This window comes from Serratia sp. PAMC26656, assembly GCF_016469055.2.
Classification (GTDB): Bacteria; Pseudomonadota; Gammaproteobacteria; order Enterobacterales; family Enterobacteriaceae; genus Serratia; species Serratia plymuthica.
On sequence record NZ_CP150486.1, the window covers coordinates 4,850,785 to 4,867,589 of the forward strand.

A 16,805-nucleotide genomic window follows, 5' to 3' on the forward strand; every position below is an offset into this window, starting at 1 on the left:
CGTTTTCTGCCTCAAATGCCCATTTTCTTCATCCGTGAAAGCAAAGTGGTACGTTTCAGCCCCAGCCGTTGCGCAGCGCCACGCGGCCCACCGACCACGCCGTTGGTTTCTTTCAGTACCCGCACAATCCTTTGATATTCGTCTTCACCCGCTATTGCCTGCGGCGGCACTGCGATTGACGCGATTGAAGGCTGCGCATATTGCAGCTCCGGCAGTTGCAGATTAAGCACCGTGCCCCGCGTCAGCAATATTGCCCGCTCAATGACGTTTTCCAGTTCGCGCACGTTGCCCGGCCACGGCATTTGGCTCAGCATGCGCAGCGTTTCGGCCGGAATGCTGTCGATGGTGCGTTTCATGCGCCGTGCAATCTTGTAGGTAAGAAATTTCACCAGTTGCGGGATGTCCTCCGGTCGCTCGCGCAGCGGCGGAATGAGTATCGGGAAAACATTGAGCCGGTAATAGAGGTCGCTGCGGAACTCGCGGTCGGCGACCATTTGCTGCAGATCGCGGTTGGTGGCGGCGATCAAACGCACATCGACGGAAAGCAGCTTGTTGCCGCCAACCCGCTCAAACTCGCGCTCCTGAAGCACGCGCAGCAATTTAGGCTGCGACTCGACCGGGATTTCCCCCACCTCGTCCAAAAACAGCGTGCCTTTGTCCGCCAGCTCGAAACGCCCCATACGCTGGGTGCTGGCGCCGGTAAATGCGCCCTTTTCATGGCCGAACAGATCGCTTTCCAACAGCCCGGCCGGCATCACCGCGCAGTTCATCTTCACCATCCGCTGATCGCGGCGCTCGCTCAAATTGTGAATGGCGCGGGCAATCAACTCTTTTCCGGTACCGGTTTCGCCGAGGATCAATACCGAACAGTCGCTTTTCGCTACCATTTCCACCTGTTGCAGCACCCTGGACATCACCGTGCTGCGGCCCACGATCTCACTGAAATCCGGGTTGTTGTCATTAATCTGTTCGGTGAGATACAGATTTTCATGCACCAAACTCTCTTTCAAGCGGCTGATTTCCTGATAGGCCAACGCGTTATCGACCGCAATGGCGATACGCTCGGCGATCTGCTGCAACACCCGCAAGTTGGCCGCATTGAAGTTATCCGGCTGGCATTGCGCCAGCTTCAGCACGCCGAGGGTTTTCTGGCCGAAAATCAGCGGCAGCACGCACAGCGTCTGAATTTGCTCATGCCACAGATCAAACAGCTGCCGTTCATACTCGGCCAGCGGATCCGAGTGTTTCAGATTCAGCAGCAGCATTTCGCCGCTCTGCATCACCTTTTCCGACAGCGTGCCGGCCAGGGGTACGCTGTATTGCTGACGCTTGGCGACGTTATCTTTCAGATAATGGGTGGCGTAGATCGTCACGCGATCGTCGCGATCGCCCGGCAGCACAATGCTGATGGCATCGGTTTTGAAGAAGCGGTGGATCTCGCTGGAGATCTCGCCAATCAGATCGTCCAGATCCAGCTTGGACAGCACCGCATTGGTGACATCCACCAGCACGCGGAAATCATCGCGCTCATGGCGTAACTGGCGCTGCTGACGCTCGGCAGTTTCGCGCAGCTGTATCTGCTCTACCGCCAGCGCCGTCAACTCCATCAGGGGGATCAATGAGTCAAGCGCCGCCTCGATGAACGCGTTGCCGTCGTTACGCAACAGTTCGCAACCGCCAAGCAGCTGCCCTCCGGCACGCAGCGGCATCAGGCAGTAATGGCTGAGCGGCGGATACAGCGCCAACATCGCCAACTGCGGGTAACGCTGGCGCAGATCGGCTCCGCACAGGCGCAGCGGCTGCGCATTCTCGCGTAATAGCGCGATCGGCCCATTGGCCAACAGCGTTTCATCCTGATAGTTCAGCGGCTGCCCATTCCCGTCCTGCCCGTGGAAACTGACTCGCGCGCTGCTCGTGTGCAGCAACAGCAACGTCACATCGTCCGCCAGCCGCCAGCGCCGAACGATCTGTTGCAGTTGGGTCAGCAAATCGCCATAGCCGCGCTGGCTGAACAACAAGCGGGCAATTTCCAACAGTTCCTGTTTTTCTATGCTTGCATTCGACATTGACCATCACTCTGCCGGTTAAGGCATCCGGTTGCGGTAATTGAATTTTTTTATTTTTATGTGAGCTACGGCGCAAAGTTTACTGCTGACCGGCCACCGCTTCCCCCGACCGGATCAACAAATGCGAGGTAAAGGCTCGGCATGCGGCAAATCGAGCAACCGGCTGATGCCATAGGCTCCGCGCAGCCGCACCTGTGTGGCGCCGTCGGTCACCCGGCCGATCACCGCCGCATCCGCGCCCAACGGGTGCCCCTGCAACGCAGCCAATACCGCAGGAACCGCCGCCTGCGCCACCGCCAGCACCAGCTTGCCTTCATTGGCGAAGTTAATCGCGTCCAGCCCCAGGAGTTCGCAAACGCCGCGCACCGCCGGTTTCACCGGCAGACGCTGCTCGTCGATGTCGATACCGAAACCACAGGCAACGGCGTATTCGTGCAGTATGGCGTTCACGCCGCCGCGGGTGGCGTCGCGCAATGCGTGTACACCGTCAATCGCCCGCAATGGCGCAATCAACGGCGTCAGCACCGCACAATCGCTGGTGATGTCCATCGCCATACCAAGCTGTTCGCGCAGGTTGAGAATGGTGGCGCCGTGGTCACCCAGGGTGCCACTGACGATGATCGCGTCATCGGCTTGAATACGCTGCGCCGACCACTCGATGTTCTGCGGGATCACGCCAATGCCGGCGGTGTTGATAAACAGTTTGTCGGCCGCGCCGCGCTGCACTACTTTGGTATCGCCGGTCACGATCTGAATACCGGCCTCGCGGGCGGTTGCCGCCATCGACTCCACCACCCGTGTCAATTCCGCCAACGGCAGTCCCTCCTCCAGAATAAAGCCGCAGGACAGGTAGCGCGGCGTCGCCCCGCTGACCGCCAGATCGTTGGCAGTGCCGCATACCGCCAGCTTGCCGATATCGCCGCCGGGGAAAAACAGCGGATCGATAACGTAGCTGTCGGTGGTAAACGCCAGCCGATCGCCCTGCCGCATTAACGACGCCAACGCGATGCGCGCCTGATCTTCACGCTGTTCCAACTGTGGGTTGGCGAAGGCGGGCAAGAAAAGCGATTCCAGCAGTTGCTGCATAGCTTTGCCGCCGCTGCCGTGTGCCAGGCTAATAACCGGATTCATGCGACGTTTTCCTCTGTTTCTCGACGATATTGATACCAGGCGGCGCAAGCGCCCTCGGAAGACACCATCAGCGCGCCAAAGGCGTTTTGCGGCGTGCAGACACCGCCGAACAGCGGGCAATCGCGCGGTTTGCAGCGGCCGGTCAGCACTGCGCCGCAGCAGGCGCGCGGGTCATCTGCCGCCTGCTGAGGCTGGGGCTGAAAGCGGCGTTCGGCGTCAAAATCGGCATAGGCGGCGCTCAGGCCGATGCCGGAATCGGCAATGGTGCCCAATCCACGCCATTCGCTGCTGCCGCCGATCGCAAACACCTCCGCCATCGCCTGCTGCGCCAGCAGGTTGCCGCTTTGCGGCACTACCCGGCGGTATTGGTTTTCGGTGCGGCTGTGCCCCTCGCAGAACTGGTCAATCAGCATCATTACGCCTTGCAGAATATCCAGCGGTTCAAAGCCGGTCACCACCAGGGGTTTATAATACTCGCCGCTGATAAAGCGGTAGGGTTCGGTGCCGATGATCATGCTGACATGGCCCGGCGCCAGGAAACCGTCAATGCGTACCTCCGGCTGCTGCAGCAGGCTGCGCAACGTCGGGATCAGGCTGATGTGCTGGCAGAAGACGCTAAAATTCTCAATGCCCTCCAAACGCGCCTGTTGCAGCGTCACCGCAGTCACCGGCATGGTGGTTTCAAAACCGAGCGCGAAGAACACCACCTGCCGCTGCGGATTGGCGCGCGCCAGTTGCAGTGCGTCCAGCGGCGAATACACCACCCGCACATCGGCACCGCGTTCCCGCGCCTGCATCAATGATCCCTGCTTGCCCGGCACCCGCAGCGCGTCGCCAAAGGTGCAAAAAATCACCGAGGGTTTGGCGGCGATTTCATGGCAGGCGTCGATACGCCCCATCGGCAATACGCACACCGGGCAACCTGGCCCATGAATAAACTCCACCTGCGGCGGCAGCAGTTTATCCAGGCCAAAACGGAAAATGGCGTGCGTATGGCCACCGCACACTTCCATCAGTTGCAATGGACGTTCGGCGCTGAACGGCAGCGTTGCCGCTCGCTGCGTAATGCGTTGCAACAGGGATTTCACCAACTGCGGATCTCGGAATTCATCAACGTATTTCATCATTGCCTTCACCCGCCATAAACAGCGCCACGTCGTTTTCCACTTCGCCCATCGCCTGTAACGCCGCCAGCATCTCAGCGGCTTCCTGTTCATCCAGCCGACTCAGGGCGAAACCGACGTGGATCAGCACCCAAGAGCCCAACAGCGTTTCATGCGGCTGACCGGCCTGGCACACCAATGCAATGTTGATTTCACGCCGGGCGCCACACACCTCCGCCCACGCATGCTGCGAGTGCAGTGGGTCCAGCGCGACAACTCGCCCCGGAATGCCTATGCACATCGTTGCACCGCCAGCCAGTTCAGCCACTGATCCATGCCGTCGCCGCGAGTGGCGGACAGCGTGATGATTTCAATCTGCGGGTTGACCCGCCGGGCATTGGCGATGCAGGCGTCGAGATCAAAATCCAGGTACGGCAGCAAATCGATCTTGTTCAGCAGCATCAGCCGCGCCGCCGCGAACATATGCGGATATTTCAGCGGCTTGTCCTCGCCTTCGGTCACCGACAGCACCGCCACCTTGTGCCGTTCGCCGAGATCAAACCCGGCCGGGCACACCAGGTTGCCGACGTTTTCGATAAACAGCAGGCTGTGGGGTTTCAGCGCCAGACGGTGGGCTGCGTCATGCACCATCTGCGCGTCCAGATGGCACCCTTTACCGGTATTGACCTGGATCGCCGCCACGCCGGTAGCACGAATGCGTTCGGCGTCGTTGGTGGTTTGCTGATCGCCTTCTATCACCGCGCACGGCACGCTATCGCGCAGCCGCAGCAGGGTTTGCGTCAGCAAGGTGGTTTTGCCGGAGCCGGGGCTGGACACCAGGTTCAGCGCCAGGATCTGTTGCACGGCGAAATGTTCGCGATTGTGCGCCGCCAGACGGTCATTCTTCGCCAACACGTTGGTTTCGATTTCCAGCATGCGCCGCTGGCTGATGCCCGGCGCGTGGGTGCCGGCCGCGCCAAAGCCATAATGCAGATCGCCTTTCGGGTTCTGGCGCGGGCGAAACGGCACCCTCGCGGGCTGAGCGTCACCTTCAATGGCCACTTCGCCCTCGGCGCAACCGCAAGTGCTACACATAAGCTTTCCCCTCTGTGGTTATTCAATTTCCAGGCGTTTTATTTGTATGCCGTCGTCGGCCTGCACGCGCAGGTTGTGGCCTTCGCAATGCGGGCAGATGCGCACCTGCGGTAACGGCAAGGTCACTTCACACTGGCAGTCATGGCACCAGCTCAGCGCCTGCTGTTGCTGTAAATGCAGCGTGCAACCTTCGGCCAGCGTGCCGCGGCACACCATGTCGAAACAGAAATGCAGCGCCTGCGCCTCAACGCAGGAATATGCGCCTACCTCAAGCCACACGGCAGTAATTCGCCGCGCCTGCTGTTGCTGCGCATGCTGCTGCATAATCTCCAGCGCGTAATGGCAAAGCGTTATTTCGTGCATGCGGTCTCCGGTAACGGCAATAAAACGTCCAACTGAAAATATCTGTGCAAATACGGTGCCAGTCAGGCGCCGACACATTTGTCGAGTGTCGATGTCATCGACAGTAAAAGCCGCCATACGGCGTCAACTCACACATCAAATAATTCATCGCGTCATTGAATTTAAAGTCATTAATTAAAACAAAACCAAGCTGGCACGATTTATGCCCTATTAGCGTCACCACAGGAAATGTCGACACACCGGGTGACACAGATGAGCACAATAAATGAACTGACCAGCCAGGCCGATTATATCTCCGGTAAAAACAACCGGTTGATGGCGCAATGGCAGCATTACCACAACACGCTGGTCAAAGCGGTAACCACCACAAAACAGAGTATTAATCATGAGTTTATCTGCGGACAGGGTCAGGACATCCGCTTCACGCTGTTCAATCACTTCACCTTGCGCATTCAATTGAGCGACGGTTTTTACAGCCGCGATATCTGCTACAGCATTAATTTGGCCGCGCCAAACGAAGAGGAAAATTTCGCCCCTTTCGCTCACGCCACGCTGGATGAAAGCGGCCTGATTGACGGCCAAATCAATAACCGTGATAAGCCTGCGGTGCTGGAGCATTACCTGAATAAGATCGCCGTTATTTACCAATGCTTATTTGATTCGTTGCATGGCGATTGCGCCATTCATGAAGAATTGAAAAAAATCATTCTGCCGGCCTGAATAACGCCGCTTTATTGATGACAGCAACTGTCGAAACGTCATTTTTACTGTCGATTTCGTCAAAAGTGACGAAATCGCAAGGAGTCTGCATGAACCGCTTTCTTATTGCGGATGCCAAATTATGCATGGGTTGCAATACCTGTATGGCCAGTTGCGCGACCGAACACCGCCTGGCCGGGTTGCAAGCCTTGCCGCGTTTACAGGTGATGCGCAATGCGCGCGATACCGCGCCGGTGATGTGTCGCCAGTGCGAAGACGCGCCCTGCGCACAGGTTTGCCCGGTAAACGCGATAACGCATCAGGATAACGCCATCGTGCTGAACGAAAGCCTGTGCGTCAGTTGCAAACTGTGCGGCATCGCCTGCCCGTTTGGCGCCATTGATTTTGGCGGCAGCGTGCCGCTGGGCATTCCCGGCGATTGCCAGACCGCGCTGGCGCCGCCGCCACCCGCTCCCGCTCGCCCGGTCAGCGCGTTTCTCGATTGCCAACCGGGGGTACGCGCGGTGGCGGTGAAATGCGATTTGTGCGCCTTCAGCCCTGACGGCCCGGCGTGCATTCGCACCTGCCCGACCAACGCCATCCGGCTGGTTGCCGACCACGACGTGCGGCAGGCCAGCGAACGAAAACGCCGCAATGCGATGCAGGCGTTAGCCGCCGAGTTGCCGTTTGTCAGCCCCCCCATCGCCCGCAAGGAGCCGAACCGATGATCACCGATTTTCTGCCCGACCCGCTGCTGTTGCTGACGCTGTCACTGAGCGGTTCGCTGCTGCTGGCCGCACTGTGCTGGCTGCTGGCGATCTGGCCGCGTTTTTGCGCCGGTGTTTGCGGCATCGGCACGCTGCTGGTGTCGCTGGCCGCCACTGCGGCGGCTCTGCCCTGGCTGTTCACCACGCCTCATCCTGCCCACCTGCCGTGGCTGCACTATGCGGTGGAAATCAGTGGCCTGAATGCGCTGTTGCTGCTGGTGATCGCGCTGAGCAACCTGTTCGTGGGGTTGTATCTCTGCCATTGGCTGACAACGCTCAACGATCATAACCGCACCCGGCAGGGTAGCCTGATGCTGTTGATGCCTGCGGCGCTGAGCGCGGCCGTGATGGCGGACAATGCGCTGGCGCTGGTGCTGCTGCTGGAGCTGGCGGCGCTGTGCGGTTACTTCCTGATTGTTCGGCGGCAAGACGCCAAGAGCCAGCAGGCCGGCCACAGCCAATTTCTGCTGATGCGCTTCGGTACGCTGCTGCTGGTCGCCGCTTTTGCGTTGATCTACAGCCAGACCCACAGCCTGCAATTCAGCATCATGCGCGAGATAGCCTTGCCTTCGGCGCTGCGCAGCGGGGCATTTCTGCTGGCGCTGGCGGGGTTCGGCATTTACGCCGGCGTGATGCCGCTGCACGGCTGGGTGCCGCAAGCGCACAGTAGCGCGCCCGCCCCGGCGGCTTCGCTCTTTTCTTGCGCGCTGATGAAAGTCGGGCTGCTCGGCGTGATCAAAATCGGCATGGATCTGCTGGGCACACCGCCGCTGTGGTGGGGGTTGCTGGTGTTGCTGCTGGCGGCAGGCACCGCCTTTTTCGGCGGGCTGTATGCGCTGATGGAGCATGACCTGCGTCGGCTGCTGGCTTACCACACGCTGGAAAATATCGGCATCATCCTGCTCGGCATCGGCGGCGCAATGGTCGGCCTGGCGCTGCAATTGCCTGAACTGACCGCGCTGGCACTGATGGGCGGCCTGTTTCATCTGTGCAATCACAGCCTGTTTAAATCGGCATTGCTGCTTGCCTCCGGCGCTGTCGAACAGCAAACCGGGCTGAAAGACATGGAAAAAATGGGCGGACTGGCGCGGCTGATGCCGTGGACCTGCATCGCATTGCTGGTCGGGCTGGTGTCGATGGCGGCGCTGCCGCCGCTCAACGGTTTCGCCAGCGAGTGGTTGATTTATCAAGGCCTGTTCCAGTTCAGCGCCGCATCGGCCTTTGTCGGCCGGCTGCTTGGCCCGTTGCTGGCGGTGGCGTTGGCGATCACCGGCGCGTTGGCGGTGATGTGCGTCAGCAAAGTGTTTGGCGTGGTGTGCCTCGGTGCGCCGCGCTGTGAAGCCGCCGCCAACGCCCGGCCGGCGACGTGGCCGATGATGCTCAGCCATCTGCTGCCGGCCTTGCTGTGCCTGCTGTGCGGCATTGGCGCGCCGTGGCTGATCCCGCTGTTTGCCCGGCTGGCCGCCACCTTGACTCCGCAAGCGCCGCTCGGCGCACATCTGCTGGTTTCCCCGCCGCTGATCGCCATTTTGCTGTTGGCGATGCCGCTGCTGCCGTTGCTGATCGCTGCGATCTATCGTGGGAAACGCCAGGCGCGCCGCACGGGCGGTGAAGCCTGGGCCTGCGGCTACGGTCACGAAGCCTCGATGGTGATCACCGCCACCGGCTTCGCTCAGCCGCTGCGGGTGATGTTCGCGCCGCTGTACGCCCTGCGCCAAACCTTGCAACCGGCCGCCTTACAGCGCTGGCTGCATCGCGCGCCCCTCAACGCGTTTTGCCGTGGCGTCGCCGCCATCGAGCTGGCGGTGCTGCTGGTCGTGGCGCTGGCCTAAGGAGAACCTGATGACTTATCCCACTTTACTGATTGGCATCGTGCAGGCGTTGCTGCTGCTGGCCATCGCACCGCTGTTTGCCGGTGTCAGCCGCCAGTTGCGCGCCCGCCTCCACAGCCGCCGCGGGCCGGGCGTGTTGCAGGAATACCGCGACATCGCCAAGTTGCTCAAACGTCAATCCCTCGCCCCTGCGGCAGCGGGAATCGCCTTCCGCGCCATGCCTTATCTGCTGACCGGCACACTGCTGGCCATTGCCTGCGCGCTGCCGATGCTGTTGCAGATCTCTCCGCTGCCGGCAATCGGCGATGTCATCACGCTGATTTATCTGTTCGCCGTGGTGCGTTTCGTGTTTGCCATCGCCGGGCTGGATACCGGCAGCCCCTTCACCGCCATTGGCGCCAGCCGCGAAGCGGTGCTGGGCATTCTGGTGGAGCCGATTCTGCTGCTTGGCCTGTGGGTGGCGGCGCTGGTCGCCGGTTCAACCCAGCTCAGCGCCATCAGCCAGTGCGTCGCGGATTGGCCGCTGTACGCCAGCGCGCCGCTGCTGTTGGCGTTGCTGGCCTGCGGTTTCGCCACCTTTATCGAAATGGGCAAATTGCCTTTCGACATGGCGGAAGCCGAACAGGAATTGCAGGAAGGCCCGCTGACCGAATACGCGGGTGCGGCGCTCGGCATGCTCAAGTGGGGCATCAACCTGAAGCAACTGGTGGTGCTGCAACTGTTTATCGGCGTGTTCGTGCCCTGGGGCCAGGCCACTGCGTTAACCCTGCCCGCGCTGGCGGTGGCGCTGGCGTTATCGCTGTGCAAACTGCTGCTGGCGGTGGTGGCCGTCGCCGTCGTGGAAAACAGCGTCGCACGGCTGCGCTTTTTAAAAACCGCTCGCACCACCTGGGCCGGCTTCGGCCTGGCATTTTTGGCGCTGGTTTCCTGGCTGGTCGTCAGCTAATTCACAAGTAGGAACATCATGATTACTGAACATCTGGGCCAAGATTATCTGACGGCGCTGCAGCGGCAATTCCCGGCAGCCGTGCTGGCGGCAGAATGGCAAACCGCCGATCAGCTCACGGTAACGGTGAAGCTGAATGCGCTGCCGGAGGTGGTGGAATGGCTGTATTACCAGCAGGGCGGCTGGCTTTCGGTGCTGTTCGGCAACGACGAACGCACGTTGTGCGGCAGCTATGCGCTGTATTACGTGCTGTCGATGGAGCAAGGCGTCAAATGCTGGATCACCGTGCGCGCCGAAGTCGACGCCCAAACGCTGGAGTTCCCGTCGGTAACGCCACGGGTGCCGGCGGCGGTGTGGGGCGAGCGCGAAGTGCGGGACATGTACGGTTTGCGCCCGGTAGGGTTGCCGGATGAACGGCGTCTGGTGCTGCCGGACGACTGGCCGGATGACCTTTACCCGCTGCGTAAAGACGCGATGGATTACCGCCAGCGGCCGGCGCCCACCACCGACGTCGAAACCTATCCGTTTGTCAGCGAAGCCGGCGCCAAGGCCAACGTGGTGCCGATTGGCCCGCTGCACATCACCTCGGACGAACCGGGCCATTTTCGCCTGTTCGTCGACGGTGAAGACATTATCGACGCCGATTACCGCCTGTTCTACGTCCATCGCGGCATGGAAAAGCTGGCGGAAACGCGCATGGGTTATAACGAAGTGACCTTCCTGTCCGACCGGGTTTGCGGCATCTGCGGCTTTACCCACAGCGTGGCGTACACCAGCTCGGTGGAGAACGCCATGGGCATTCAGATACCGGAACGGGCGCAAATGATCCGCTCGATCCTGCTGGAGGTGGAACGGCTGCACAGCCACCTGCTCAACCTCGGCCTGGCTTGCCATTTCGTCGGTTTCGACAGCGGCTTCATGCAGTTTTTCCGCGTGCGCGAGAAATCGATGAAGATGGCGGAAATCCTTACCGGCGCGCGCAAAACCTACGGCCTGAACCTGATTGGCGGCATTCGGCGCGACATCTTGAAAGACGACATGCTGCAAACCCTGCGGCTGGCGGCAGAGATGCGCAGCGAGCTCAAGGATCTGGTGGATATTCTGCTCAGCACGCCGAATACCGAGCAGCGCAGCATCGGCGTCGGCCGGCTGGATCCGCAGATCGCGCGCGATTACAGCAACGTCGGGCCGATGCTGCGCGGCAGCGGCCACCGCCGGGATACCCGTATCGATCATCCGTTCGCCGGTTACGCCAAGCTGCCGGTGGAACTGTGCGTCGAAACCGGCTGCGACGTGTATTCGCGCCTGAAAGTGCGCATTCACGAAGTGTTCAACTCGCTCGGCATCATCGAATTCGGCCTGCAATGCCTGCCCGCCGGGCCGCTGGCGGTGGAAGGCTTTACCTATATGCCGCACAAGTTCGCGCTGGGCTTTGCCGAAGCGCCGCGCGGCGACGACATTCACTGGAGCATGACCGGCGACAATCAGAAACTGTTCCGCTGGCGCTGTCGCGCCGCCACCTACGCCAACTGGCCGACGCTGCGCTTTATGCTGCGCGGCAATACCGTTTCCGACGCCCCGCTGATCATCGGCAGCCTCGATCCCTGCTATTCCTGCACCGACCGCATGACCATCGTCGATATCCGCAAACGCAAGTCTGTCGTGGTGCCGTACAAGGAAATTGAGCGCTACGGCATCGAGCGGAAAAACGCACCGTTTTAAGGGGACGACACCATGCTGAAACTGATTAAAAAAGTGCTGAAAACCGGCAATGCCACCCTGGCATATCCGGCGCAGCCGCTGGCGGTGGACGCCAACTTTCGCGGCAAGCCGGAGTATACCCCGCAGCAATGCATCGCCTGCGGCGCCTGCGCCAACGCCTGCCCGTCCAACGCGCTGACCATGGAAACCGATGTTGAAAACGGCGTCATTCGTTGGCAGTTCTTTTTGGGCCGCTGCATTTTCTGCGCCCGCTGCGAAGAAGTCTGCCCGACGACCGCCCTTCGCCTGTCGAACCAGTTCGAACTGGCGGTGTGGCGCAAAGAAGACCTGCTCGAAAGCGCCGATTTCGCCCTCTGCCACTGCCGCCAATGTGGCAAGGCTTATGCCCCGCAGAAAGAAATTGATTACGCCCTGGCGCTGCTCGAACTCGGCGAGCAGCGCCGCGAACAGTTCGAAACCTGCCCTGCCTGTAAACAGCAACAAAGCCTGACCCAGGCCGACCGTATCGACGTCGGCCGTCATTTGACCCGGGAGGTCGCCCAATGAACCAGACGCTGATTGGCCCGCGTGACGCCAACGGGCAGCCGGTGCCGATAACGCTCGACGACAGCATCGCCCAGCTAAAAACCACCTTGCTGAAAGATATCCGCCGCTCCGCCTATGTCTATCGCGTTGACTGCGGCGGCTGCAACGGCTGCGAGATCGAGATTTTCGCCGCTATTTCGCCGCTGTTCGACGCCGAACGCTTCGGTATTAAAGTGGTGCCCTCGCCGCGCCATGCCGACATTTTGCTGTTCACCGGCGCAGTCACCCGTGCGATGCGCATCCCGGCGATCCGCGCCTGGCAGGCCTCGCCGGATCCGAAAATCTGCATTTCCTACGGTGCCTGCGGCAACAGCGGCGGCATTTTCCACGACTTGTACTGCGTGTGGGGCGGTACCGACCGCATCGTACCGGTTGACGTGTATATCCCCGGCTGCCCGCCGACGCCCGCCGCCACGATTTACGGCTTCGCCATGGCGCTCGGCCTGCTCGAACAGAAAATCCACCGCCAACAGCACGATGAAACCGAGGGCGAGGCCACCGCGCTGCTGCACCCGCAACTGCCGCAGCCGCTACGCGTGGCGGTAGATCGCGAAGCGCGGCGCCTGGCCGGATATCGCTACGGCCGGCAAATCGCCGATCACTTCCTGCAACTGCTGGCCGCCACCGACGCGCAAACGGCGGAACAGCGCGTGGCGGCGTATTTGCAACGGCAAGACGACCCGCGCCTGACAGAGATCGTCGGTCATCTGTTAGCCCTTTATCAGCGCGTACAGCAAGGGGAGTTACGGCTATGAGCGCGGTCTGCCACGTGACGTTTTATTCCCTCAGCCGCAAGTTCGTGCAGGAAAAGAAGGCGCCACCCAAGGCGCAGGAAGTGATCTATTACAGCCTGGCGATCGGCCATCATCTGGGGGTGATCGACTGTCTGGAGGCCAGGCTCGATTGCCCGCTGGCGGCGTTTCGCGACTGGATTGCGCACCTGCCGGCCGAGGGTGCCGCCAGGCGTAAACTGGCCGGCGTCGAACGCTTTGGCGAAATCTGCATCGACAGCAGCCACACCCATTTGCTGGCCAGCGCGCTGAGCCGCGCCGCCGGACAAATGACGTCGCAGCAACAAGACTGGAGCCAACGGTTAATCGCCCTGTTGCAATCCATCGAAAACGAACCGGCGATTTATCTGATGGTCAGGAGGCACCATGGATAGCGTTTTGTTATGTGTCGGCAATTGCCTGATGGGCGACGACGGCGCCGGCCCATTGCTGGCGGAACTGTGCCAGGCCGCCCCGCCCACCGGCTGGACGGTGATCGACGGCGGCGCGGCGCCGGAGAATGACATTCACGCCATTCGCCAACTGCGGCCACAGCGGCTGGTGATCGTCGACGCCACCGACATGGGGCTGGCACCGGGCGAGACCCGGGTGATAGATCCGGCGGATATCGCCGAAATGTTCATCATGACCACCCACAACATGCCGCTCAGCTTCCTGATAGACCAACTGCGCGCCGACATACCGGACATTACCTTCATCGGCATTCAACCGGAGGTGGTGGCGTTTTACTACCCCATTGGCCCGGCGGTGCAGCAGGCGGTGAAAACCCTGCATCAGCGCCTTGGTCACTGGCAGGCCCACGGCGGCTATTCGACATTAACCGTGACGACGGCCTGACATCGTCATCGTCATTTTTGTCGGCTCGCTCGTCACCAAAAAACTAACCTTTTGCTTTTATTGATATTTGTGGGTTGGCACGCTTTATGTATAGACCTTGTCATAACGCCACCGCCAACCCCGTAAACCAGGAGTTCCTGATGAACCGGTTCATCATCGCCGATCCGAAGAAATGCATCGGCTGCCGTACCTGCGAAATCGCCTGCGTCATGGCACACAGCGCCACCCAGGACATTTCGGCGTTGACCGCCGCCACCTTCGCCCCACGGCTACACGTGATTAAAGGCGTTAACGTCAGTACCGCCGTGTTATGCCGCCAGTGCGAAGACTCGCCCTGCTCCAACGTCTGCCCCAACGGCGCCATCAGCCGCCAAAACGGCATGGTGCTGGTGATGCAGGAACGCTGCATCGGCTGCAAAACCTGCGTGGTGGCCTGCCCCTACGGTGCCATGGAAGTGATCACCCGCCCGGTGATCCGCCAGAACGGCGCTCAACTGACGGCCATCAGCGACAAAGCCGAAGCCCACAAATGCGATTTGTGCACCGGTCGCGCCGCCGGCCCGGCCTGTATGGAAACCTGCCCCACCAAAGCGCTGTACTGCGTTGACCGCAATTTGTTGCAGGAAATGAACGCCGAGAAACGCCGCCGTGCCGCGCTCGACAACCTGTCGTCTCTGTTTTAGGAGCTGAACCAATGAAAAAAATCACGACCGTCTGCCCTTACTGTGGCGCAGGCTGCAAAATGAAACTGGTGGTGGATAACGGCAAAATCCTTCGCGCAGAAGCCGCCGACGGCGCCACCAATCAGGGCGAACTGTGCCTGAAGGGCTACTACGGCTGGGACTTCCTCAACGACACCAAACTGCTGACACCGCGCCTGACGCAACCGCTGATCCGCCGTGAAAAAGGCGGCAAGTTTGAAGCGGTCAGTTGGGACGAAGCCATCCGCTACACCGCGCAGCGGCTGAAAGCCATCAAGCAGCAGCACGGCGCACGCGCCATTATGCACACCGGGTCCTCACGCGGTACCGGCAACGAAACCAACTATGTGATGCAGAAGTTCGCCCGTGCGGTGATCGGCAACAATAACGTCGACTGCTGCGCCCGCGTCTGTCACGGCCCGTCGGTCGCCGGTTTGCAAGCCACGCTGGGCAACGGCGCGATGAGCAACTCGATCGGCGATATCGAAAACTCCAAATGTTTACTGATCATCGGCTATAACTGCGCCGACTCGCACCCGATCGTCGCCCGTCGGGTCTTGAAAGCCAAAGAGAAAGGCGCGCAAATCGTGGTCTGCGATCCGCGCCGTATTGAAACCGCACGCATCGCCGATCAGCATCTGCAAATCAACAACGGCTGCAATATGGCGCTGGTTAACGCCTTCGGCCACGTGCTGATCGAAGAAAACCTGTATGACCGCGATTATGTGGCGAAATACACCGAAGGCTTCGATGCCTATCGCCAACAAGTGGCCGATTACGCGCCGGAAACGGTGGAACAGCTGACCGGCGTCAGCGCCCAGCAAATCCGTCAGGCGATGCGCACTTACGCCAGCGCCCCTTCCGCCACCATCATGTGGGGCATGGGCGTCACCCAGTTCGGCCAGGCGGTGGATGTGGTCAAAGGGCTGGCCAGCCTGGCGCTGTTGACCGGTAACCTCGGGCGCGCCAACGTCGGCGTCGGCCCGGTGCGCGGCCAGAACAACGTCCAGGGCGCCTGCGACATGGGCGTGCTGCCAAACGAATTCCCCGGTTATCAATCCGTTACTGACCCCGCCGTCCGCGCCAAATTCGCCGCCGCCTGGGGCATTGACGCCGCCGGAATGGATCCGGATATCGGTTATCGCATCACTGAAGTGCCGCACCTGGTGCACGAAGGCAAAGTGAAAGCCTATTACATCATGGGGGAAGATCCGTTACAGACCGAAGCCGATCTCAGCCTGGTGCGCAGCGCTTTCGATGCGCTTGAGTTTATCGTGGTGCAAGACATCTTCATGACCAAAACCGCCGAACAAGCGGACGTGATCCTGCCATCCACCTCCTGGGGTGAGCACGGCGGCGTGTTCTCGTGCGCCGATCGCGGTTTCCAGCGTTTCGAAAAAGCCATCGAACCGCAGTACAACGTCAAGCGCGACTGGGAAATCATCAGCCTGCTGGCGACCGAACTGGGCTATCCGATGCATTACGAAGACAACCAGCAAATCTGGGATGAAATGCGCGAGCTGTGCCCGCTGTTTTACGGCGCAACCTACGAAAAAATGGGCGAGCTCGGCCACATTCAATGGCCTTGCACCACGCTCGACAGCCCAGGCACGCCGTATTTGTATCAGGGCAATCAATTCACCACCCCGTCCGGCAAGGGGCAGCTGTTCGCCACCACCTGGCGCGCCCCGGCCGAAGTACCGGACGCCGCTTATCCGCTGGTGCTGTGTACGGTGCGTGAAGTCGGCCACTACTCCTGCCGTTCGATGACCGGCAACTGCGCCGCCTTGCAAACGCTGGCGGATGAGCCGGGCTTCGTGCAAATCAACCCGCAAGACGCCGCCGCCCTGGGCATTGGCGATCAGCAACTGGTGTGGGTCGCCTCGCGGCGCGGCAAGGTGATCTCCCGCGCCAACTACAACGAGCGCATTAACCTGGGCGCGGTGTACATGACCTATCAGTGGTGGATTGGCGCCTGCAATGAATTGACGCAGGAAAACCTCGATCCGATATCCAAAACGCCGGAAACCAAGTACTGCGCGGTCAAGCTCGAAGCGATTGGCGATCAAAAATGGGCGGAAAACTACGCCAGCCAAAGCTACAGCGACATGAAAGCCCGCCTGCGCAGGGCGGTGGAAGACGTGATGTGACCGTTAGCCAAACCGGG

Annotated in this window: 17 protein-coding genes; 11 read left to right on the forward strand and 6 right to left on the reverse strand. The window is 60.6% G+C overall.

From position 1 onward, the window contains the following. Nucleotides 1–11: 11 nt before the first annotated feature. From flhA to hypA, 6 genes are all read right to left on the reverse strand, one after another. The gene (gene flhA, locus JEM67_RS23730) at nucleotides 12–2,066 is read right to left on the reverse strand and encodes a formate hydrogenlyase transcriptional activator FlhA (RefSeq protein ID WP_199639433.1); all 2,055 of its coding nucleotides are present in this window, start codon (nucleotides 2,064–2,066) and stop codon (nucleotides 12–14) included. Between the two features lie 114 nt (nucleotides 2,067–2,180). After that, entirely contained in the window at nucleotides 2,181–3,197 is a 1,017-nt protein-coding gene (gene hypE, locus JEM67_RS23735) for a hydrogenase expression/formation protein HypE (protein ID WP_199639432.1), read from the reverse strand. Beyond that, complete coding sequence (hypD, locus tag JEM67_RS23740; RefSeq protein ID WP_199639496.1) at nucleotides 3,194–4,321, reverse strand: hydrogenase formation protein HypD; 1,128 nt, start codon at nucleotides 4,319–4,321, stop codon at nucleotides 3,194–3,196. The genes hypE and hypD overlap by 4 nt, the downstream gene beginning before the upstream one ends. Next, on the reverse strand, nucleotides 4,308–4,601 hold the full coding sequence (locus JEM67_RS23745) for a HypC/HybG/HupF family hydrogenase formation chaperone (RefSeq protein ID WP_013814552.1): 294 nt from the start codon (nucleotides 4,599–4,601) through the stop codon (nucleotides 4,308–4,310). The genes hypD and JEM67_RS23745 overlap by 14 nt, the downstream gene beginning before the upstream one ends. Then, entirely contained in the window at nucleotides 4,592–5,395 is an 804-nt protein-coding gene (gene hypB / locus JEM67_RS23750) for a hydrogenase nickel incorporation protein HypB (RefSeq protein WP_199639431.1), read from the reverse strand. The genes JEM67_RS23745 and hypB overlap by 10 nt, the downstream gene beginning before the upstream one ends. 18 nt (nucleotides 5,396–5,413) lie before the next feature. Continuing rightward, complete coding sequence (gene hypA, locus JEM67_RS23755) at nucleotides 5,414–5,758, reverse strand: hydrogenase maturation nickel metallochaperone HypA (RefSeq protein WP_013814554.1); 345 nt, start codon at nucleotides 5,756–5,758, stop codon at nucleotides 5,414–5,416. 252 nt (nucleotides 5,759–6,010) lie between these two features. Here hypA and hycA point away from each other — a divergent pair, with 252 nt between their 5' ends. The 11 genes from hycA (at nucleotide 6,011) to fdhF (ending at nucleotide 16,788) form a co-directional block, all read left to right on the forward strand. Beyond that, nucleotides 6,011–6,478 carry a formate hydrogenlyase regulator HycA gene (gene hycA, locus JEM67_RS23760; protein WP_062868689.1) on the forward strand — a complete coding sequence of 156 codons (468 nt, stop codon included), beginning with the start codon at nucleotides 6,011–6,013 and terminating at the stop codon, nucleotides 6,476–6,478. 89 nt (nucleotides 6,479–6,567) lie between these two features. Next, a complete protein-coding gene (locus JEM67_RS23765; RefSeq protein ID WP_013814556.1) occupies nucleotides 6,568–7,185 on the forward strand; it encodes a 4Fe-4S dicluster domain-containing protein in 618 nt (205 codons plus the stop codon). Beyond that, the gene (locus tag JEM67_RS23770) at nucleotides 7,182–9,056 is read left to right on the forward strand and encodes a proton-conducting transporter membrane subunit (RefSeq protein WP_199639429.1); all 1,875 of its coding nucleotides are present in this window, start codon (nucleotides 7,182–7,184) and stop codon (nucleotides 9,054–9,056) included. The genes JEM67_RS23765 and JEM67_RS23770 overlap by 4 nt, the downstream gene beginning before the upstream one ends. A 10-nt stretch (nucleotides 9,057–9,066) precedes the next feature. Continuing rightward, nucleotides 9,067–10,002, forward strand: a complete 936-nt coding sequence (locus JEM67_RS23775; RefSeq protein ID WP_199639427.1) for a respiratory chain complex I subunit 1 family protein — start codon at nucleotides 9,067–9,069, stop codon at nucleotides 10,000–10,002. Between the two features lie 18 nt (nucleotides 10,003–10,020). Then, the gene (locus JEM67_RS23780; protein WP_013814559.1) at nucleotides 10,021–11,724 is read left to right on the forward strand and encodes an NADH-quinone oxidoreductase subunit C; all 1,704 of its coding nucleotides are present in this window, start codon (nucleotides 10,021–10,023) and stop codon (nucleotides 11,722–11,724) included. A gap of 12 nt (nucleotides 11,725–11,736) precedes the next feature. Then, nucleotides 11,737–12,270, forward strand: coding sequence for a formate hydrogenlyase complex iron-sulfur subunit (locus tag JEM67_RS23785; protein ID WP_199639426.1), 534 nt, complete (start codon nucleotides 11,737–11,739; stop codon nucleotides 12,268–12,270). Beyond that, complete coding sequence (locus JEM67_RS23790) at nucleotides 12,267–13,064, forward strand: NADH-quinone oxidoreductase subunit B family protein (RefSeq protein WP_013814561.1); 798 nt, start codon at nucleotides 12,267–12,269, stop codon at nucleotides 13,062–13,064. Before JEM67_RS23785 ends, JEM67_RS23790 begins: the two co-directional genes overlap by 4 nt. Then, complete coding sequence (locus JEM67_RS23795; RefSeq protein WP_013814562.1) at nucleotides 13,061–13,474, forward strand: formate hydrogenlyase maturation HycH family protein; 414 nt, start codon at nucleotides 13,061–13,063, stop codon at nucleotides 13,472–13,474. Before JEM67_RS23790 ends, JEM67_RS23795 begins: the two co-directional genes overlap by 4 nt. Beyond that, nucleotides 13,467–13,937: a hydrogenase maturation peptidase HycI gene (hycI, locus tag JEM67_RS23800; RefSeq protein WP_013814563.1), complete on the forward strand. Its 471-nt coding sequence runs from the start codon at nucleotides 13,467–13,469 to the stop codon at nucleotides 13,935–13,937. Before JEM67_RS23795 ends, hycI begins: the two co-directional genes overlap by 8 nt. Before the next feature lie 140 nt (nucleotides 13,938–14,077). Further along, a complete protein-coding gene (gene hydN / locus JEM67_RS23805; protein ID WP_199639424.1) occupies nucleotides 14,078–14,620 on the forward strand; it encodes an electron transport protein HydN in 543 nt (180 codons plus the stop codon). 11 nt (nucleotides 14,621–14,631) lie between these two features. Continuing rightward, the gene (gene fdhF / locus JEM67_RS23810; protein ID WP_013814565.1) at nucleotides 14,632–16,788 is read left to right on the forward strand and encodes a formate dehydrogenase subunit alpha; all 2,157 of its coding nucleotides are present in this window, start codon (nucleotides 14,632–14,634) and stop codon (nucleotides 16,786–16,788) included. Nucleotides 16,789–16,805 lie beyond the last annotated feature (17 nt).